Consider the following 18,896-nt stretch of genomic DNA (forward strand, 5'->3'; position numbering starts at 1 on the left):
CGTGACGGCGGTGACCGTGGCGGCTTCCGCCGCGACGACCGTCCGTCCGGCCACCGAGGCAGCGACCGTCCCTTCAACCGCGACCACCGCGACGACCGTCCGGGCTTCCGCAGCGGCGGGCACGAGCGCCCCTACGGCCGCCGTGACGATCACCGCGGCACCGGCTCCTTCGGCCGCCGCGAGGACAAGCCGCGCTGGAAGCGCAACGGCTGACGCCGAGTGAGGTGAGGAAGGGCCCGTACGACTTCGGTCGTACGGGCCCTTCCGGCGTTTCCGGGGCCGGGGCACCGGCTGGAACGTGTACAACGTGCTCACCGCCCCCGGCGACCTGACCGGTGACGGCCGTACCGACTTGCTGGCCCGCAAGGCCTCGACCGGGGACGTCTATCTGTTCGCCAACGACGGCGCCGGGAAGCTGAAGGCCGGCGTCAAGATCCGCACCTGGTCGGCGTACAAGAAGATCGTCGGTGCCGGTGACCTGAACGGCGACGGCTTCGGGGACGTGCTGGCGCTGGACAAGGCCGGGACGCTGTGGCGCTACGACGGCACCGGGTCGGGCCAGGTGAAGGAGCGGGTGAAGGTCTTCTCGAACTGGGGAGCCTCGTACAACGCGGTCGTAGGGGTCGGGGACATCACGGGCGACGGCAAGAACGACCTGGTCGCGCGGGACACCGCGGGCAGCCTGTACCGGCAGACCGGCACGGGCAAGGGTTCGTTCGCCGCGCGGGTGCGGATCGCGACCGGGTGGCAGGGCTACAAGGGCATTTCTTAGCCAAGTTGTGAGGCATGTCACGCCCCCGGTGAGGGAATTGCTGGGGGCATGACAGATGACGCCACCGCGAGCGGGCCCACGGACGAGGAACGGCTGGCCCAGCTCGGTTACACCCAGGTCCTCGCCCGCCGTATGTCGGCGTTCTCGAACTACGCCGTCTCCTTCACGATCATCTCGGTCCTGTCCGGCTGTCTCACCCTGTACCTCTTCGGCATGGTCACCGGCGGCCCGGCGGTGATCACCTGGGGCTGGGTGGCGGTCGGACTGATGACCCTGTTCGTGGGTCTGTCGATGGCCGAGATCTGTTCGGCCTACCCGACCTCGGCGGGCCTGTACTTCTGGGCCCACCGCCTCGCACCCTCGCGCTCGGCGGCGGCCTGGGCGTGGTTCACGGGCTGGTTCAACGTGCTGGGCCAGGTGGCGGTGACGGCGGGCATCGACTTCGGCGCGGCGTCCTTCCTCGGCGCCTATCTGAACCTGCAGTTCGGGTTCGAGGTGACGCCCGGCCGCACGGTGCTGCTGTTCGCCGCGATCCTCGTCCTCCACGGCCTGCTGAACACCTTCGGCGTCAGGATCGTCGCGTTCCTGAACGGCGTGAGCGTGTGGTGGCACGTCCTCGGCGTCGCGGTGATCGTCGGCGTGCTGGCCTTCGTCCCCGACCACCACCAGTCGGCGTCCTTCGTGTTCACCGAGTTCGTCAACGAGACGGGCTGGGGCAGCGGCCTCTACGTGGTCCTCCTGGGCCTCCTGATGGCCCAGTACACCTTCACGGGCTACGACGCCTCCGCCCATATGACGGAGGAGACCCACGACGCGTCCACGGCGGGCCCGAAGGGCATCGTCCGCTCGATCTGGACGTCCTGGATAGCCGGCTTCGTACTCCTCCTCGGCTTCACCTTCGCCATCCAGTCGTACGACAAGGAGCTGGCGTCCCCGACCGGCGCGCCGCCCGCCCAGATCCTCCTGGACGCCCTGGGTGCCACCACGGGGAAGCTTCTCCTCCTGGTCGTGATCGGCGCCCAGCTCTTCTGCGGAATGGCCTCGGTGACCGCCAACAGCCGCATGATCTACGCCTTCTCGCGCGACGGCGCGCTGCCCTTCTCACGCATCTGGCACACGGTCAGCCCGCGCACCCGCACCCCCGTGGCAGCGGTCTGGCTGGCGGCCCTCGGCGCCCTGGTGCTCGGCCTGCCCTATCTGATCAACTCCACGGCCTACGCGGCGGTGACGTCGATCGCGGTGATCGGCCTCTACATCGCCTACGTCATCCCGACCTACCTGCGGCTCCGCAAGGGCCAGGCCTTCGAACGCGGCCCGTGGCACCTGGGCCGCTGGTCGGTGCCGGTCGGCATCGTGTCCGTCACCTGGGTGGCGCTGATCACGATCCTGTTCATGCTCCCCCAGGTCTCCCCGGTCACCTGGAAGACCTTCAACTACGCGCCCGTCGCCGTCCTGGTCGTCCTGGGCTTCGCCGCCACCTGGTGGCTGGCCTCGGCCCGCCACTGGTTCCTGCAACCCACCCGCACCCGGTCCCCTGAACCGGTCGAAAAGTAACCGCTCGCCCTCCCGACGCGGCCGCGTCGCCAATACCCGATCGGAGACACGGCCGCGTCCGGCTATGCTCGGACAGGCAACATCGCCTGGGGCCCTTAGCTCAATTGGCAGAGCAGTGGACTTTTAATCCATTGGTTGTGGGTTCGAGTCCCACAGGGCCTACCGAGCGTCGCAGCGTCAGAACCGCTGTGACCTTGCGTTTCTGCGGCCCGGCGGGGGTTTCTCCGCCGGGCCGCAGGCTTGAGCGTGCTGTGAACCGTCGTCTGCGTGCCCGAAGCGTGCCCGAAGCGCGGGGAGCGTGTCGGCGCGGCGACTGGCGTGCGTGGCACGAGGTTCGCTGCGTCGTCTGCGAGCTTCTGGTCGAGCTCGACGAACAGGGACGTGTACGTGTCCCCGGCGAGTTTGATCGTCGAGTGCCGAAGAACGGTCTTCACCGCAAAGATGTCGCGCGACGCCTCGTAGACCAGGGAGGCGGCGACGTGCCGAAGATCCCGAAGGTTGATCGGCGGCAGATCGGTTGTCGCAAGGATGCGGCGGAACGCGTCGCTCACCTTCTCCGGGTGCAGCCATGAGCCGTCCGACTGGGTGAACACCTTCCCTGTCTCGAACCACACCTCGCCCCGAGCCAGCCGTGCGCGACGCTGTTCGTCCTGCCGTGCCCGACGCCGCTTCAGCACCATCACGGTGGCGTGGTCCAACGAGATGGTGTTCGCGCTCTTGTCGGTCTTGGGCGGGCTCTCGTAGGGCGTCCAGCCGTCGACGACGAGCTCGGTGGCTGGCGTGATGCTGGGCGCCTCGAAGTCGATACCCGCGAGGTCCTGCCCGACTGCCTCGCCACGGCGCAGCCCCCGGTGCCCCATGACGTGAAAGATCGAGTAGTACAGCTCGTCGTCGGCCTCGGCGGCGTCGAGGAACTCGCCGTACTGCTGTGGAGTCCACACCATGACGCGACCGGGTACGACGCCGGTCTCGCGCCACCGCTTCACGCGTGCGTCTGTCCACAACAGCGGATTGGGGCGGGGCGCCGCTGTGAGGTCGACGTACTTGGCTGGGTTGAATGTGATGATCTGCTGTGTGATTGCCCAGTTCAGGGCGGCACGCAGGGTGCGGCGGACGCTCTGGACGCTGGCGGCTCCCGTGACTTTCCGGAAGGGCGGCATTTCGGCAAGTTTGGCCTTCTCGGCGGCGACGCGCTCGCGCTCGGCGGGGAGCGGCCGGCCGGGCTTGGACGCCTTGCAGCGCGCGGTCTGCTCGCGCCGAGCCTGGTTCTCGGCGGCGATTACTTCGGCTTGGTCTGCGATGGCGTCGAACAGTTCGGTCATGTCCCCTACGCCGAGCCGTTCGTCGACGACGAGATGTCCACCGTGCGGCTTCAGGTGCACACGGATGTGCGACTCGTAGCCATTGCGCGTGGTCGTTCGGAGGTTCTTCTTAGCGGTCATGTATTCGTCGAGCAGGTCGCCGAGGGTGATTGTCTCGGTAAGGCTCCGCTTGGCCCGAATGCGGCGCTTTACCTCGTCGGTGGGGGGAATCGGCGTCTTCTGGTCGGCGGCGATCTGTGCGAGTAAGTCGCCGAGGGCCTGCTGTGTGCGGGTGTCCTGCTTGCCGGGGATCGCGAGCAGGATGCGCAGCTTGTCGAGGTCGCCCTGCGCCTCCTTGCTGTTGGCGTAGCCGGAGCGCCGGAAAGTCCGTCGGGTGCCGTCGGCCGCGGGCGGTATTTCCTGCCGGAGTGAGTAGGTGCCGTGGGTCCGTGTACGCAGCTTGGGGCACTGGGTGCCGAGTGGCTTGCCGGTCCCATCACGGCAGTAGCAGCGGCGTGTAACCGAGCCTGCTCTCACTTCTGCCCCCCATCAGGAGTGAGGCCGTTGGGGTCGGTGAGCATGTCAAGTCCTCTCATGTCGTCGATCAAGTCGGGGCGCAGTGTGGGGATCGTGAGTCCTGCGAGCCTCATGTCGTTGATGTGCTGTGCAAGTTCTTCGAGCCGATGCAGGTACTCGGTCCGCGCCGTGGAGTCGCCGCCCTTGGCCTGCTCGGCTTCGGCGTGCAAGTAGGCCCGGTGGACCGCTTCGCGCCGCTTCTCGAACTCGGGGTAGAGGGAGGCGGGATAGGCTGCCGCGCCCCACGCGGCAGACCACTTGGGGCCGTCACCGGCGATGGGCCGGCTGTCCGCGTAGTGGCGTCCGTTGACGGGGCCGGCGAGTGTTGGTGTCTCCGCGCCCGTAACCCACTTCCACACGGTGTATGGGTCCCGTGGATCGGCTGCGGGCACGGTGGGCACGGTCTGCTCGCTCCCCAGCGGAAGGACCAGGAGGAGCGGGGGAACGGCGAGGGCAAGGCCGAGCACGAGCAGTTCGTCGACCGTCACCTCGCGGCGCCGCTTGCCGTCCTTGTCCCGGCGGCCGGTTTCGATGTTCGTAATTGCGGCGTATGTGAGGTCGACAGCGCCTAGTCGGGCGCACTCGTCTGCGAGCTGCTGCCGGTTGAGGCCGAGGCGGGTTCGGTGCCTGCGAACCTCCCCGGCGGTGGTGTCGCTTGCCGTCTGGTGACTGTGCATATCGACAAGCTAGCAGTGCATATTGCGTAGTCGCAAGAGTTATCGATACGTTATGTTCACTGAACGCCCCATCTACGAGGGCTTACTGACGAACCGGAGGGGAGTACGTGACCAGCGACGAGCGAGCGATGACGCACGACGAATTGATGAATCTGCCGGTGACAGTCGATCTTGAGGTCGCGAACCGGGCGCTTGGCATAGGTCGTACGACTGGGTACAGCCTGGCCAAGGGAGGGCAATACCCGGTGCGCTTGCTGCCGGGCAATCGCGGCTATCGCGTCTCGCGGTATGACCTGCTGCGGTACCTCGGTGTCGAGGTGAGCGGCGGCGCCGAGGCGGACGCCGCCTAGGAGTGCAGCAGAGACCCCGCTCAGGTGAATGTCCAAACGGGGTCCCGGTTGCCTGCCGGCTGCTACGCGTCCGCCCCCAGTTCTCCGGGCACAGGTCCTGGCGTGAGTGCCGTGGCGTGGCTCGGGCACGCGTACAGCGTTACACCGGAACCGCTTGGGTGGGGAAGATGGCGAACGGGTACGGGTGCGTACGTCCACCGGTGGCATCGGCAGCACCGAGCACCAGACGGCTCAGGGGTTGGTCCCGTGCGCAGCAGCGCGGCAACGAATGCGGCGGCGGTCACGCAGCGACTCGCTCTCGGGCTATGACGCTGCCGAGAGGCATGGTCGGGTGGTCGTAGTCGACACCGAGTGCTGCGAACGCGGCGGCGTAATACCGCTCCCGCTGAAGGGTGGGTAGGTCTTGCGCCCGCTCGTCTTTGAAGACTCCCCGGACGTCGTGCGCGCTCGGTGCAGTCCACGGGCGGGACCAGGGCGACACGGAGGAGTCAGACGCAAGGCTGGTGGACTGCTCGGTGAGGTGTTCGGCGCTGTGACGTCCGGGCCGGCGAGGGGCGAGGACGGAGAGCACCCAGGCAAGGGTGCGGGCGATAGCATCGCGCATGTCGTTTCAGCTCCCTAAAGCTGATCGGCGAGCCCCGAGCGGACCGGCCCTAATCGGTCTGCTCGGGGCGTTTCTGTGTTCGAGGGATCACGCTAGAGCAACCTGTATAGGTCCGTCTAGGCATGTTCAACCCTGTCTAGCCCACGGCGGACGGTGGGCGGGTTGTTTACGCTTCGGCCATGGCAGCGCGCGAAATCGACCCCCGAGCCCCCGAGCCGCCCTACCGGCAGATTGCTGCCGATCTGATTGCACAGATCGAGCGGGGAGAGCTGGCTCCGGATCGGCCGCTTCCGTCCGAGAAGGAGCTAACGGAGCTGTACGGGGTCGCGCGGAACACCGCCCGATCCGCCCTCGGGGTGCTACGCGAGCAGGGACTCATCTACACCGTGACCGGACGCGGTTCTTACGTGACCAAGCCTGCTGACGAAGATCAGGGCACTGAATAGGGCGCACAGCTATTTTCGATCATGGTTAACCGACCCTCTGTCTGTATAAGCACACCAGGGCACGCCGTAGCCTGGTGACACCCTGTCAGGCTCGGAGAGTTGGTGACCGTGGTTCAGTACCTTGTCGGCTCGCGCGCAAGCAACCTTGCCAAAGCCCAAGTACGGGAATACCTGCGCCCGCTTCGTGAGCGATTCCCAGGTTCCACATTCACGCACCGTGTGATCCTTGAAGGGGGCGACAAGGACCGTAGGTCGCTGTTGTCGAATGTGTCTGCTGTTAGCGGCGGTTCGGCATTCAGTAGCGAGCAAGAAGCGGCACTGTCCCGCGGCGACGTAGATGTTGTGGTTCATTCCTTGAAAGACCTTCCTACGTCTAATCCAAATGGTCTGACGCTTCTGCCTCCGCCTGGCCGTGAGGACGTCCGCGACGCGCTGTGTGGCTCGACCCTTGCCGGATTGCGGAAGGGTGCGAAGGTCGGAACTGGTGCTCCGCGACGCATCGCGCAGCTCCTTGCGGTGCGACCCGATCTTGAGATCATCCCGATTCGGGGGAACGTTCCGCCCCGCCTTAAGAAGATTGAAACCATGGGCCTTGATGCGGTTGTCCTCGCTGCTGCGGGACTTCGCCGGCTCGGCCTGGCCGACGCAATCGGGGAGTTGCTGCCGCTCGACCTGTTCCCGCCGAGCCCCGGGCAGGGGGCTTTGGGTATTCAGGTCCGTACGGACGACCCTTCGGCCCCGTTGCGCGAAATGCTTTCCACGGTCGGCGACTTGGCTGTTGATGCCGAGATCAGGGCGGAACGCGCGCTGCTAGCGGAGCTGCACGGTGGGTGCAGCGTGCCCGTAGGGGCTTACGGTGAGACCTTGCCCGATGGGGGGCTCAGGCTGTTCGGTCAGGTCAGTTCGCTGGACGGTACTACGCAGATTTCAGGATTGCTGACCGGTCCGTCTGAGGAACCGGAAAAGCTCGGTGCGGCCCTGGCCGCGACGCTCATTGACCAGGGCGCGCATTCAATCCTTGACGCAGTACGCGCCACTCTTGCGACTAGGTGAGTTGTCGAGCGATATCAAGCGCCGCGTACGTGAGACTCCCGGTCGCCCCTGCCCGCTTGAGCATGGTGAACAGCTCGACCAGGAGCCGCACGTCACGCCGTCCCGACTCGGTGTCCACCTGGGTCATGGACTGGTACTCGCCCGACACCGAGAACGGGAACAGCGGGGCACGTGTTGCACCGCGAAGCGTGCCGAGCACGTCCGCTGTGAACTGCGCGGGCTCCAACAGGATCATGTCCGCCCCTGCCGCTTCCATCCGTAAGGCCGTGTCTACGAACTGGTCGGCCTTCCCGGGGTTGATCTGGAACTCCCGGTTGACCCCTGCCTTCGGAGTGGCACCCATCGTGCGCCGGAACCCGTCGTACAGGCTCGACCAGAAGATGACGTGCGGCATGACGGACACTCCGTCATGCCCCGACTGATCGAGTGCCTTCCGTGCACCCCCGACCGTGCCGAGCACCATGGAAGCGGGGCCGACGATGTCCGCGCCCGCGTCCGCATGAGCTACGGCCTGCCGGGACGTGATGTCGACGGTTGCGGACACGTCGGGGCGCCCGTACCGGTCGGTGAGGTAACAGACGCCATCGACTGTGTATGAGCACAGGCACGTTTCCGTCATGACCGCGAGGTCCGGCACGGTGTCCTTACACGCGTGCACGGCTCGCGCCATGAGGGAATCGGAGGCGAGAGAGGTTTCTCCCGTGGCGTCCCGCTCGGAGGACTCGGCGAACAGTTTCACGGACGGGATGCCCAGGTGTGCAGCGTCGCGCATCACTGCGGGAATCTCGGCGAGGGTCACTGTGGGCATGGGACGGTCGGCGGGCTCCTCGGTGACCAGCAGCACCATGGACAGATCGGCGGGGGTGAGCGTCTGTGGCTCCAGCAGCCGGCGAACTGCCGGACGGCTCCGGAGTGGGCTAGTCGTTCGTGGGCGGTGCTCGGTGGTAGCGGTCACGGGCCGTTCCTCGTTTCGAGTTGTTGCGACGGGAACGACCCCAAGCAGTAGACGCTCTGCCTTTCGCTCGGGGCCGCTGGTGCTGTTCCTCACCGTGATTGCCGTGCCCGGTAGGGGCAGGATGGCGATAAGCGTTCCGCCCTACGCGATGAGGATCATGTAGGCACCGGACTGCTCGGCCGGATTGTCTAGGTGCTCGTCGTCCCGGTTGGGCTCGTCCGGTTCGGCGGCCTCGTTGTCGCTGCCGATGACTTCAGGCTCGTCGGTGGTCGGTTCGACGGTCGCGGGCACTTCGTCTATCCCCTCTGCTTGAGTCGCCCGAGCCTGATGGCTCAGGTGTGCTGCCTCCCGGCGCGGGGGCAGTTGTCCGCCTCGATTGCGGGGCCGGCGGCGATGGATGCTTATAGCCGCAGGGAGTCCTCGTCGGGGCGGAGAACGTGGGTCACAGGTCGACGACCTTCACACCGCGCAGTTGTCGCCATAGGCGTGATGCGAGCATTCCGCGACACTGCTGATCGCCGTATGACCGGAGAGTGTCTTTCTCGTCTGCTGCCCAGCCGTAGTTGGTCAGGACGTACAGGGTTCCCGACACCCCCCACAGGGCCGCCTTTCGCGCCCGCAGTACCGCGTAGTCGTGTCCACGCAGGAACGGGCAGATCCTCACGGCTAGCCGTGCGCATGACATGCACAAGGGGGGTTGGGAGATTACAGAGCGCTCAGGCCATGTGGGAGGCGACTCGGGGCGGCGCCAGTCGATGAACAGCCAGCCCTCTTTGGTTCTGTCAGCGGGTTTCGCGCAGACCTGGCACAGCATGTTTTCCATGCACTCTCGCTGACGTCCCGTGTGCATCGAGTCGAATTCAACCTCGGGATTGCCGGGTCCCGTGTAGATACGCGCCCACAGGTTGCCGTGTTTGTCCCGGTCTCCCGGAAGCGGGCTTCGGTAGGCGATCCGGGGTCCGGCCGTGGTGAACTCGACCGTCAGCTCGGCCTCATACGGCCCACGGTCGGTACTCCGTGCGGTGACGTAGGGGACAACGGCAGGCACGAGGCTCAGCTCCTAACGGGATAATCCATTCGGTAGTGCGGTAAAGCGACCTGAAGCACTGCGGGTTGATGCGCAGGCCAGACGGAAAGGGTGTAAGTGCAGTCGGCATCCGAGAGCACGACAGCCAAGGGATAGCCGTCCTTGATGTGCTCGCGCTCGTCGCGCTCTCTCTTCCGGTCTGCTGCCCAGGCCCGCAGGAGCGCGGGACCGTCCGGGGCGACCACGGTTGTCACGCGCATTGACGGCTGCACCCATGCCGAACGTTCCGGGGTGGGGTCAAGCAGGTCCGCGACTCGCAGAGCCTGCCCGCGCAGCCAGCGAAGCACGAGCACGGGGGAGATCGTCTGGAAGGAGCCAAGCATGTAGGGCACTGTCTCGCCCGTGCCGTACACCGGTCCGTCCGCTCGAACTTCAGCCCAGTATTCAACCGGCTCAAGCCGCTCGCTCATGAGGGGCTACCGCGCCACATCACGTACGGCCGCTCGCTGACCTCGACGTAGCTGGTGTGCTCGGGGTGGTCTCGCATGTGCGTGAACGCCCACTTCTGAGGCTCGGTTGCATCCTCACTTGACGGGGAGGTCTGGGCACACTGGCTGTCGTCATCGTTGAGCGTGAGGCAGCGCATTCCGTAGACGATCGGTGGTGCATCGTCGTCTCGGTCAGGCTGTAGCGTCCAGTCGAAGTAAGCGAACCGGCGCCGGCGAACCGATGTACTCACAGCACGTCACCCCTGCTCCGCGCGTTCGCTCGGGTCAAGTCAGCGTGTATGCGCTGCTCTGGACTCGCCGGCTCGGCGTCCCTGGGGCTGACGGACCACTCGGTGCCACCGCCGGTAGGGCGCAGGAACCAGAGTCCGCAGTGTTCGCCGCGGAATTCACCGACGCGGCCCCGAGCGTCCACCATGAGCGTTCCGGGAGTTGGAATCTGTGGGGGGTCTTGCGACATGACAGCTCCTCTCCGTAGCGCATCGGCTACCAAGGGGCTTCAGCGTGACCTACAGTCGGCAAGTACTCAACTGACCGCATCTGTTTGATTGGTTGGTAGCGCAACATGAATCGCAAGGAGTTAGATCCCCAGGCGTCCCCCGGTGAAGCGTTCGGCGCGCATCTGCGCAGGCTGCGGGATGAGCGTGGCTGGACCCAGGAAGAGCTAGGGACCCGCATGGGGGTCACGGGCAGCCACGTATCAGCTGTCGAAACTGGTCGGCGCCAACCAACTCAGCGCTTTGCAACAGCGGCTGACAGGGCGTTGGGGACGGGTCAGGAGCTACAGCAACGGACGAGCGCGGTTCGTCAGAACTCGCTGTTGGAGGGGTTCCCTGATTACCTACGACGCGAGGCCGAAGCGTCAGAGATTCGGCTCTACGAAGTTGGAGTGATCCCGGGACTTCTCCAGACTCCGGAGTACGCGGCAGCACTGGAAGCGGACGCAGTTCGGAGAGAGGCCATCACCCAAGAGCAGGCCGACGAACGGGTAGCCCTGGTAGCGCGAAGGCAAGCCACCTTGGTTCGCTCCCCTTCGCCTCTCTTGATCGTCGTGCTTGACGAGGGATGCATCCGCCGCCCTATGGGCTCGCCAGAGATTATGGACGCCCAGTTGGCACGTCTGATCGAGTTCGCCGAGCTACCGAACACGGTTCTTCAGCTTGCACCGTTCGCCATGGGGGCACGGCGCCCGTTCAGTCTGCCCGTGACCGTACTCACGATGAAGGATCGTTCGTTGATGTCCTACGCCGAGTCGGCGCAACGGGGCCACCTTGAACGGGAGATCGCGTTCGTACTGCCGATGCTGACGGCCTACCATCAGTTGCAGGCCGAAGCGCTGTCGCAGGCGGCAACGGTGGCCATGATCGAAGAGTTCCGAAAGGGCACCCTGTGACCGAGTCTCCCCGCTGGATCAAGTCTTCCTACAGTGGCAACGGTGGCCAGTGCGTCGAAGTTGCGACCAACCTTGTTCCCAGTCAAGCCATCATCCCAGTTCGCGACAGCAAGAACCCCCGTGGTCCGATCCTGGTCCTTCCTTGTACTGCCTTCGCTGCTTTCGTGGCGAGCGTGAAGGACGACACCGTCTGATCGCCCCCGGAGCTTCGAGGGCGACAGCAACTAAGACCCGCCCTGTCAACGACAAACGCGCCCCCGCTCACCGACACAAGGCCGGGAGCGGGGGCGTAGTGCTATGCGTGGGCGAGTTGCCACAGGGGCAATGCGAGTCCGGCGACCGCGACCAAGGCGAGGACGTTCTGAAGCGGCCACCGCGCGTGTTCGAGTGCGTCGAGCCTCTGCTCGTGATCGGCGAGGCGCGCGTCGGTCTGGTCGGACCGCTGCACCAGTAGCGCGAGCGATCCGTCGACCTTGGCGAACCCCGTTTCGACGGTAGCTCTCAGTCGTTCGAGTTCGAGGGCGACGTCGGACGGCGAGGGGTCGGTCACTCGACCCCCTCGCGGTCTCGTCCGAGGGCGAGCAGCTCGGCGTCGGGGTTCGGCGCGGCTCGGAGCCACGCGGGCAGCAGGTTCTCGATCAGGGGCAGAGCCATCACTCGGGTGAGGCCGCCGGAGACGGCGAGGGCGAGGCCGATTCCCGCTGCGGTCTGCGGGATGCCGGCGGCGTCGATGATCAGGGGAAGTCCTGCGGCGAGGCCGAGCACGGTCTGCACGACGGTGCGGAGCGTACGGCGGGCGGCGTCGGTCATGTCGGTACCTCTTTCTACGAAGTGGGTGTACGGCAGCGCCCGCCCGCGATTGCGGGCGGGCGTGGGGTGGGTCAGACCTTGGGGACCTTGAGTGCGGCCCACGAAGTCGGGCCGGGCCATCCGTCGGCGTCGTCGCCGCGGTATCCGAGGTGGCGCTGCCACCGGGCGTAGCTCTGTCGGTCGGCCTCGGTCCACTGAGGCCCAGGACCCTCGCGGTAGGCCGAGCAGCCTTCAGCGACGAGGCGGCGGCCCATCGCGGTGATGATCGGTGAGTTGGGGTTCTTCTTGAACCATCCCTGACCGGGGAACGGCTCGTACGCCGGCGGCTGCGACGGGGCACTGCCGCCGGGGCGCGGGGCACCCTTGGTCACCCACGCGTACAGCGGACCACCGGGGCACTCCGTCGCGTATCCATCGCGGTGGCCTCGGATCTCAGATCCTGCGCCGCCGCTCGCGCGGAGCCATTCGATAGCGTCGCGGAGCCCGTTGAGCTGGGCGTCGGTCGGGTTGGTCAGTCCCGAGTTTCCGACCATGGCGCACACGGCGTAGTGGCCAGCGTTCAGGGCCTGGTTTCCGTTGGCGGCGGTCTTCTTGTGAGCGCCTCGGCCCTCGTAGACGTAGCCGTGAGGGCAGACCATCGCGTTGTACGCGATGTCGCTGTAGTCCTCCTTGTCGTTGGCGAGGTGGCTCGCCTGGATGTCGCGGACGCGTCCGGCGCACAGCTTGTGGTTCTCGGCCTTGGCGAGGCTGGCGGGTACGGCGGTGCCCTCGTAATGCACTTTCACGCCGCGCGTGCCGGCGATGTAGACGAGGTCGTATCGGGAGGGGCGGGCGCCCCACTGGGAGCGGGAAACGAACTGCAAGAGCCCTCCTCGGGCATGAAAAAAGCCCCGTGTCGGCGGACACGGGGCGGGATGGGTAGGGCGGCGGCCTAGTAGGCGGCGGCCCAGATAGCGTTCGCGTCGGGCACGATGGCGCTGGCCGGCGCGAACGAAGCGGGTAGCGCGGTCAGGCCGGTGGTGGACAGTCGGCCGTGTCGGATGAACGACACGGCCGACGCGCGGGCCTGCCCCGCGGGGTTGGTGCCGGCGGCGGCGCCCCGGGCGAACCCGGGTCCGTTGGTCGCGGCCGAGGGTCCATTGATGAGCAGGGCGACCCAGTACAGGCCGGCGGCGGCCGAGTAGTTCGCGGTCAGACCGCACTCGATCGTGTTGCCTTCGTTCACGCTGAACCAGTTGTTCAGGGACGTCGTCTGTGCGACCCGGGCGCCGGAGGAGTTGTAGAGGCCGGCGAACGACTGGTTGTTCGGCTGCGTTGCGCCGTTGCCGGCGGTGTAGAAGCAGAGCCGAGACAGGGTTGCTGCCTCGCGCAGCACGATCCCCATCAGATAGACGTAACCGATCTGGCAGTACTGGGCGGCGCTGTCGGTGACGGCCGGATCGAAAGTCCACGCCTTGAATCCCAAGTCGCCCGGTGTCCACACGCTGGGGATAGCGGCTGTGGGGAGGTTGGCGAGCGGGACGTCGCCGGACCCATCGAGAGGTGCAACGCCGAGTGCAGCGCCGCGGGTTGCCGTGCCGAGGGCGCCCACCTGAGCCGCGGTGTGGGCGTGGTCGGATGCTGCGGCCCCGACGTCGCCGGCTGCGAGGACAACGGCACCGGTCTTGCCGTTGACGGAGGCGACGGCGCTTCCGCCCGAGCTTGCCGGGAGTTGCGAGGCCGGGACCTTGCCGGACTGATCGAGCTGCGCGACTCCGCCGGCTGCTCCTGCCGCGGTCGCAGAGATCGCGCCGACGTCGCCCGCGGTGAGGACCACGGCGGCGGCCGACTGGCCGTTGACGGACTGGACGACTCCGGCGGCTCCGTCCTTGCCGGGGGTGCCCTGCGAGCCTTGCGCACCTCGCGCGCCGGTGGGACCGTCCGCGCCCGTGGCGCCCTTCGGGCCGGTGTCGCCCTTGGTGCCGGTCGCACCCACGAGGGAGGCGAGCCACTGCTCGACGGTGCCGGCGAACCCCTGCTCGACGGCTACCTCGTACGCCGAGTCGCCGCGCACGGCCACATAGTTGGCCTTGCCCGGGTCGGTGGGGGCGAGGTCGGCGAGATCGGCGGTGCGGTGCTCGGCCGGCAGGAGCACGGAGTAGGAGCGGCCGGGGGCGACGCCGGCGAGCTGCTCGGTGACAACGTAGGCCCATCCGGTCGGGTTCATGCCCGGGGCGTCGGTGGCGGGCAGCGTGACGGACACGGCGCCGGTGGCGTCGAGGGCGATGGTCACCGGTCCGCCGAGGATCACGTCGGCGGACGAGAAGGTGAGGACGGCGGGAGCGCGGAAGGTGACGTTTCCGCTCAGGGGGGTGCCGTCCGGGGTCAGGTACCGTCCGGTGACGGTGACCGTGGGTATGGAGTCGGGCAGCACGTCGTCGCTGGCCTCCTTAGCTCAGGTGCCAGCGCGCGCCGGCCTCCTCGGTGGGTGCGGGCGGATCGGGGCGCGTCATCCATGGCGGGGCGTCGTCGGCCGCGGTGCGGCGGGGCCCGGCCATCGCGGTTTTGGTGGCGGCGGCCTGCGGGGCGGTGGGTGCCTCGGCGGCGGTGAAGGTGTTGCGCGTGTACGAGGTGAACACCCGGGTTTCGACGTACTGCCCGCTGGTCTTGGCGCGGTGCTCGATGTTCCATCCGACGTAGTCCAGGAACCGCACGCCGTTGAGGGGAATGGTCAGGGTCTTGGTCAGCCACGTGTTCGCGGTCACGGTGAACTCCCCGACCGTGGTGGAGCCACCGGAGGGCGGGAGCATGTTCACGCGGACTTGTCCGCCCCCGTCGCCGGCGATGGTGGAGAACGTCAGCACCATGACCGCGTTGTGCGCGGGAGCGCCGCCCACCCACGCGAACTGATACGACGTGGACTGTGCGAGCTGGGTGCTAGTGGGGGTGAGGGGAACGGGCATCCACGGCCGGCCCAGGAAGCGCGGCGAATAGCCGTCGTCCATGAGCAACACGTCGTTGGGCTGGTCTCGCGACCAGATGCGCACCATCTGCCGGGCCTGCGCGTCTCGGTTTCCGCCCACGCTGAAAGCGGTGGTGCCGTCCTCGCGAGCGGCGGCGGTGGCCCAGTCGCCTTGCGGACTCTGGCCGACGCCGAAGACGATGCCTCCGCCGGGCTGCTGCACGAAGAGCTGCCCGCCCTCGCCGATGGTGACGGTGCCGTGCGTGATCGTGGACAGGGCCGGCCGAATCTGCGCTCGGCCGCTCAGCTCCCGCACCTGCCGCTCAAGGGTCCGGATGCGGTCGAGTAGATCCTGTGGGACTGCTGCCACTAGGCGGCCTCCAAGTACAGGCGCGCGGACTCGGGCCGGCCGCGCTCAGGTGGGGTGATGGACAGACCCACGACCCGGAATCGCGTGTCGAGGGTCTCGGGGTGCCACAGGTCCCGCACGCGCAGGCGCACGCTCGCGCCGAGCAACGCCGGCGAGACGGGGGCGCGGCTCATGTCGACGGACACCTCGGGAATGACGGTGCCGGCGCGGGCCGTGGCAAGGTCCGCGCTCGCGTGTGCGTCGAGCGTGGTGCGGTCCTCAACCGTCGTGTAGTCGCTGCTGCCGTCCATCCGCGGCCACCCGTCGGCGGTGTCTTGCTCGGCGAGCTGCAACGTGGACGTGAGCGGCACAGAGTCGGCGGTCTGGTTGCTGTTGTCGGTGGCGCCGCGGCACTGCCACGCGTTCGCTCGCGTCGTGGCGTCGATCGGCCACGCGTAGGACATGACCGGGCCGGGGTGATCGAGCACGATCTCGGACGTGCCGGTACGGATCGTTGGGGAGCCGAGCTGCAACCGCTTCACGCGCCGCCCGTCGGCGTCACGGAAGGAAGCGATGCGCCACTCGAACCCGCCTTCGACGCTGGCGAGTTGGTCGAGCAGGTCGCGCACGATCGGCAGGTCGTAGCGGCTGTATGTACGGTCGCGGAGCACGCCGGACGTGGCGGTGTCGTAGGTGATGCCGATATCGCCACCGGGAGCGTTCTGCACGTAGTCGAGGAGCCCTCGGGCGATGTCGAATTGATCCGTGCCGGTGGCGGTCAGGGTGTCGTACAGCATTCGGTGCGAGAGGTAGGTGTCCCAGGTGCCGGCCTGCACGGCTACCGCGAGGTTGCCGCGGTCATCGCTCTGTACGGCGGCGGTCCACAGCACCCCGCCCCACCACAGTTCGCGGCCACGCTCCAGCCAGACAGCAGTACGCCCGGGCGCGATGGCGGCCCTGGCGCGCGCGGCGATGGCGGCGTTGGGGATGGGGATGGTGCCGGACATGGCGCCCGGCTTGCCTATGTAGTCGTCGAGGGCGAGCTGCTGCACGGGGAGGGTGTCGAGGACCTGATCGGATCGCAGGTCGCACAGCAGCAGCCGATAGGGAGGAGAAATCACCTGGAGCCCCCTCGTCCACTGGGTGTGGCGATCAACTGGCAGGCAGGGTTAGCCTGTTGGAAGAGAGCAGTGCGGCGGCATGGAGGACCGTCGGTTTGACTGCACTGCCCGGGGAGTTGCCCCGGGGATCGACGGCGAGGGAAGAGCGTCCTCCGGGGGCCGTAATGGAGACGCTGTCGATGTAGATGAGTCCCGACGCTGGGTCTCAGCAGGCCACGAAAGGTGGTCGAGCTGAGGCTGCCTCGCCGATGGTCGATCACCCTTATCGAAGGGTTCGGCTGGTGCGTTTCTCCCCCTCGGCCACTCGGGTGCTGCTCGTTGTCTTGGCCTTCGTCACCTCAGTTCTTGCCGGTGTCGTGGCAGGCGTCCTCTCCTATGCGGATGGCAGTAGGGCGCCCGGCGCGGTGTTGTACGGCGGCGGAGCGTTCGTCACGTGGATGACGCTCACGCTTGTGATCATGGGTTCCCTTGGCTGGCTGGATACCGGTGATCCAGGCTCTTCGCATAACTCACGTCAGAACGTAGGTAGCTGACGTGCGGATGTTCCGGTCGTTGCGCAAGGCGCCGTTGCCCGACCACGTGCGCAGGGTCAGAAGGCCGGCTGTACTCAGATGTGCGGTGCCCTCGCCGAACCCGTCGGACGCGGACAGTTCGAGGTCGGTGAACGGGCGCCATCCGGCCGGCACGGTCCCGAGGGTCTCGTCGTTGATGTTGCCGGCGGCCGGCACGTCGAGCTGCGCGCCCTTGCGGATCACCTCGACGGCGAACGTGCACAGGCCACCGGTTCGGCGGGCCGAGTAGCTGTTCAGGGTGTAGCCGCTGCCCACCGCAAAGCCGCTCGTCGCGGTGTCGATGGCGAGCGGGGGCCGGTAGACGTCCCACTTGGCGGTGGTGGCGTTCCAGCGTTCGAGCACCCCGGCGTTGTCGCGGTACTGCCCGTCGTAGGCGCCGGTGTAGGACGTCCCCCAGCCGCGGGGGATGATCCCGCCGTAGGAGGCGGTGAAGCGCCGGCGGTCGGCAAGCGCGCTTGCCCAGGTGATGCCGCCGGTGCCGGCAGAGGCGCCGGCCGCAACGGTGATCGACCACAGGCGCAGCGCGCAGGCCGGCAGTACCGGCTCGGTGGGCGAGGGCGCCGGCGTCCCTTTGACGAGCTCGACCGCTACGGCGGTGGTCTTCGACTGGTCGTACAGCCCGTCGTACACGCGCAGCACGAGGGAGTCGATCCGCGGATACTGTGCGTCCCCGTCCGGGACGGTGAGCGTTTCGGGGACGGTCACCGCTACTGGGTAGGCGCCTTGGGCGGTGGTGCCCTGCACGATGGCGCGGCCGATGCCGAGCTGTACCTGCATGGCGGCGACGCCGGTAGCCAGGAGCGGGGAGCCGCCGGCTATCACTCCGTCGCGTGAGGTGAGCTCACTCTCGGGCGCCATCGTGCCGAGCGGGGCAAGGCGGGTGTCGGAGCGTGTCTGTCCGTCCGGGGGGCCGGTGAGCAGCCACGCGGCGCGCACGGTCACAGGGGCGCCTCCTTTACCAGTAGGCCGAGCGCCACCGGACGGTGACGAGCGCGGCGGGGTCGGTGGATTCGGGCGCGGCCCGGTATACAAGGTCGGCGGTCCCGGGCCAGAGCGCGAATGACTGCTCGGGCGCGCTGCGCGCGGTCGCGGTGTAGAGGCGGCTCGCGGTGCCGTTGAGCGTGACGGTGCCCTCGCCGGTGTCGACGGTGAGCACGTCGCCGGCCGCGAGGGCGAGGTCGTATTCGAGGACGTCGCCGGTGGCCGAGTTGGTCAGGCTCGGCATGATGACCGGGCCACGGAATTCGATGACCGGGTGCGAGGGTGCTTTGCCGGCGTTCGTTGCGGTGATGGTGCCGGTGCTGCCCGGCTGGCCGAAGCTGAGGCCCGCGTCGATGTTGGCCGTGGTCTGCCAGCCGAGGCCGGCGTCGCCGTTGTCGGTGGTGGTCCAGTTGAGGCCCGGCTCGGCCGTGGGCAGGGTGGTGCTGGATGAGCGTTCCAGCAGCTCGTAGCGGCGGGGGTCGGTCGCGGTCAGTTGGAGCGCGGCGCCGGCGATGCTGCCGAGGGTGTACCCGCGCTCGACCGGGATGGCCCGAGCTGTCGCGCGCACCCACGCGAGGCGGGGGCCGCGCTCGTCGAGCTGCACGACGAGCGGTATCTCGTCATCGGTTACCCCGGTGACGTCTTCGAGTTGCTGCACGACGGAGCCGAGCTCGCCGGCCCGGGCGCGAATGCGGATGTCCTCGACGGTGATCACGCGGGATTGCGCGAGCAGCCGGCCGAGGATCGCGCCGTGCGCGTCGGATCGGGGCACCGATCCGTTGTCGAGGCCGGGAAGGTCGGACCAGCCGGTGAGCTTGCCCCACCGGTAGGAGGTACCGCGCCCGAGCAGCAGCTCGCCGAGCTGCACGTGTCCGGGCGCGGTCACGCGGTCGCCGATGGCCACCGGT

General features: G+C 67.6%; 20 protein-coding genes, 1 tRNA gene and 3 pseudogenes. 10 read left to right on the forward strand and 14 right to left on the reverse strand.

From position 1 onward, the window contains the following. From ACIRU3_RS12870 to ACIRU3_RS12885, 4 genes and pseudogenes are all read left to right on the forward strand, one after another. A pseudogene (locus tag ACIRU3_RS12870) lies at positions 1-213 on the forward strand (RNA helicase); the annotation flags it as partial. 70 nt (positions 214-283) lie between these two features. Then, positions 284-772 (forward strand): annotated as a pseudogene (locus tag ACIRU3_RS12875) (FG-GAP repeat domain-containing protein); the annotation flags it as partial. Positions 773-820: 48 nt separating this feature from the next. After that, positions 821-2,326: an amino acid permease gene (locus tag ACIRU3_RS12880; RefSeq protein ID WP_404055357.1), complete on the forward strand. Its 1,506-nt coding sequence runs from the start codon at positions 821-823 to the stop codon at positions 2,324-2,326. Positions 2,327-2,415: 89 nt separating this feature from the next. After that, positions 2,416-2,488: transfer RNA gene (locus tag ACIRU3_RS12885), tRNA-Lys, on the forward strand. Positions 2,489-2,760: 272 nt separating this feature from the next. Here ACIRU3_RS12885 and ACIRU3_RS12890 read toward each other — a convergent pair. Continuing rightward, positions 2,761-3,270, reverse strand: a pseudogene (locus ACIRU3_RS12890) (site-specific integrase); the annotation flags it as partial. On the opposite strand from ACIRU3_RS12890, the gene ACIRU3_RS12895 reads away from it, so the two are divergent. Then, positions 3,190-3,894 (forward strand): hypothetical protein, encoded by a 705-nt coding sequence (locus ACIRU3_RS12895; protein WP_404055359.1) that lies wholly within the window; start codon positions 3,190-3,192, stop codon positions 3,892-3,894. The pseudogene ACIRU3_RS12890 and the gene ACIRU3_RS12895 sit on opposite strands and share 81 nt — an antisense overlap. A 266-nt stretch (positions 3,895-4,160) precedes the next feature. On the opposite strand, the gene ACIRU3_RS12900 is transcribed toward ACIRU3_RS12895, so the two are convergent. Then, positions 4,161-4,880, reverse strand: coding sequence for a hypothetical protein (locus ACIRU3_RS12900; protein ID WP_404055361.1), 720 nt, complete (start codon positions 4,878-4,880; stop codon positions 4,161-4,163). A 107-nt stretch (positions 4,881-4,987) separates the two neighbouring features. Here ACIRU3_RS12900 and ACIRU3_RS12905 point away from each other — a divergent pair, with 107 nt between their 5' ends. After that, positions 4,988-5,230: an integrase gene (locus ACIRU3_RS12905; RefSeq protein ID WP_404055363.1), complete on the forward strand. Its 243-nt coding sequence runs from the start codon at positions 4,988-4,990 to the stop codon at positions 5,228-5,230. A gap of 280 nt (positions 5,231-5,510) precedes the next feature. Here ACIRU3_RS12905 and ACIRU3_RS12910 read toward each other — a convergent pair whose 3' ends face one another. Then, positions 5,511-5,834: a hypothetical protein gene (locus ACIRU3_RS12910; RefSeq protein WP_404055365.1), complete on the reverse strand. Its 324-nt coding sequence runs from the start codon at positions 5,832-5,834 to the stop codon at positions 5,511-5,513. Between the two features lie 179 nt (positions 5,835-6,013). Between ACIRU3_RS12910 and ACIRU3_RS12915 the strand changes: the two genes are divergently transcribed. Then, a complete protein-coding gene (locus tag ACIRU3_RS12915) occupies positions 6,014-6,280 on the forward strand; it encodes a GntR family transcriptional regulator (RefSeq protein ID WP_404055367.1) in 267 nt (88 codons plus the stop codon). A gap of 108 nt (positions 6,281-6,388) precedes the next feature. Further along, positions 6,389-7,333, forward strand: coding sequence for a hydroxymethylbilane synthase (hemC, locus tag ACIRU3_RS12920; protein ID WP_404055507.1), 945 nt, complete (start codon positions 6,389-6,391; stop codon positions 7,331-7,333). Here hemC and ACIRU3_RS12925 read toward each other — a convergent pair. From ACIRU3_RS12925 to ACIRU3_RS12935, 3 genes are all read right to left on the reverse strand, one after another. After that, the gene (locus ACIRU3_RS12925; RefSeq protein WP_404055369.1) at positions 7,326-8,288 is read right to left on the reverse strand and encodes a hypothetical protein; all 963 of its coding nucleotides are present in this window, start codon (positions 8,286-8,288) and stop codon (positions 7,326-7,328) included. The genes hemC and ACIRU3_RS12925 overlap by 8 nt on opposite strands. A gap of 141 nt (positions 8,289-8,429) precedes the next feature. Next, positions 8,430-8,579 carry a hypothetical protein gene (locus ACIRU3_RS12930; RefSeq protein ID WP_404055371.1) on the reverse strand — a complete coding sequence of 50 codons (150 nt, stop codon included), beginning with the start codon at positions 8,577-8,579 and terminating at the stop codon, positions 8,430-8,432. A 762-nt stretch (positions 8,580-9,341) separates the two neighbouring features. Then, the gene (locus ACIRU3_RS12935) at positions 9,342-9,785 is read right to left on the reverse strand and encodes a hypothetical protein (protein ID WP_404055373.1); all 444 of its coding nucleotides are present in this window, start codon (positions 9,783-9,785) and stop codon (positions 9,342-9,344) included. A gap of 601 nt (positions 9,786-10,386) precedes the next feature. Between ACIRU3_RS12935 and ACIRU3_RS12940 the strand changes: the two genes are divergently transcribed. Both ACIRU3_RS12940 and ACIRU3_RS12945 read left to right on the forward strand, forming a co-directional pair. Continuing rightward, positions 10,387-11,214, forward strand: a complete 828-nt coding sequence (locus tag ACIRU3_RS12940; protein ID WP_404055375.1) for a helix-turn-helix transcriptional regulator — start codon at positions 10,387-10,389, stop codon at positions 11,212-11,214. Further along, positions 11,211-11,408 (forward strand): DUF397 domain-containing protein, encoded by a 198-nt coding sequence (locus ACIRU3_RS12945; RefSeq protein WP_404055377.1) that lies wholly within the window; start codon positions 11,211-11,213, stop codon positions 11,406-11,408. Before ACIRU3_RS12940 ends, ACIRU3_RS12945 begins: the two co-directional genes overlap by 4 nt. Before the next feature lie 101 nt (positions 11,409-11,509). Here the strand turns inward: ACIRU3_RS12945 and ACIRU3_RS12950 are convergent, their stop codons facing one another. From ACIRU3_RS12950 to ACIRU3_RS12985, 8 genes are all read right to left on the reverse strand, one after another. After that, positions 11,510-11,764, reverse strand: a complete 255-nt coding sequence (locus ACIRU3_RS12950) for a hypothetical protein (RefSeq protein WP_404055379.1) — start codon at positions 11,762-11,764, stop codon at positions 11,510-11,512. Then, entirely contained in the window at positions 11,761-12,024 is a 264-nt protein-coding gene (locus ACIRU3_RS12955) for a hypothetical protein (protein WP_404055381.1), read from the reverse strand. The genes ACIRU3_RS12950 and ACIRU3_RS12955 overlap by 4 nt, the downstream gene beginning before the upstream one ends. Positions 12,025-12,095: 71 nt before the next feature. Next, positions 12,096-12,887, reverse strand: a complete 792-nt coding sequence (locus ACIRU3_RS12960) for a peptidoglycan-binding protein (RefSeq protein WP_404055383.1) — start codon at positions 12,885-12,887, stop codon at positions 12,096-12,098. A gap of 68 nt (positions 12,888-12,955) precedes the next feature. After that, positions 12,956-14,437: a collagen-like protein gene (locus ACIRU3_RS12965; RefSeq protein ID WP_404055385.1), complete on the reverse strand. Its 1,482-nt coding sequence runs from the start codon at positions 14,435-14,437 to the stop codon at positions 12,956-12,958. A gap of 16 nt (positions 14,438-14,453) precedes the next feature. Then, positions 14,454-15,335, reverse strand: a complete 882-nt coding sequence (locus ACIRU3_RS12970; protein WP_404055387.1) for a hypothetical protein — start codon at positions 15,333-15,335, stop codon at positions 14,454-14,456. After that, on the reverse strand, positions 15,335-16,432 hold the full coding sequence (locus tag ACIRU3_RS12975; protein WP_404055509.1) for a hypothetical protein: 1,098 nt from the start codon (positions 16,430-16,432) through the stop codon (positions 15,335-15,337). The genes ACIRU3_RS12970 and ACIRU3_RS12975 overlap by 1 nt, the downstream gene beginning before the upstream one ends. A 512-nt stretch (positions 16,433-16,944) precedes the next feature. After that, on the reverse strand, positions 16,945-17,949 hold the full coding sequence (locus ACIRU3_RS12980; protein ID WP_404055389.1) for a hypothetical protein: 1,005 nt from the start codon (positions 17,947-17,949) through the stop codon (positions 16,945-16,947). A gap of 13 nt (positions 17,950-17,962) precedes the next feature. Beyond that, positions 17,963-18,892 (reverse strand): phage distal tail protein, encoded by a 930-nt coding sequence (locus tag ACIRU3_RS12985; protein ID WP_404055391.1) that lies wholly within the window; start codon positions 18,890-18,892, stop codon positions 17,963-17,965. Positions 18,893-18,896 lie beyond the last annotated feature (4 nt).

This window comes from Streptomyces sp. NPDC101151, from assembly GCF_044768335.1.
Taxonomy (GTDB): domain Bacteria; phylum Actinomycetota; class Actinomycetes; order Streptomycetales; family Streptomycetaceae; genus Streptomyces.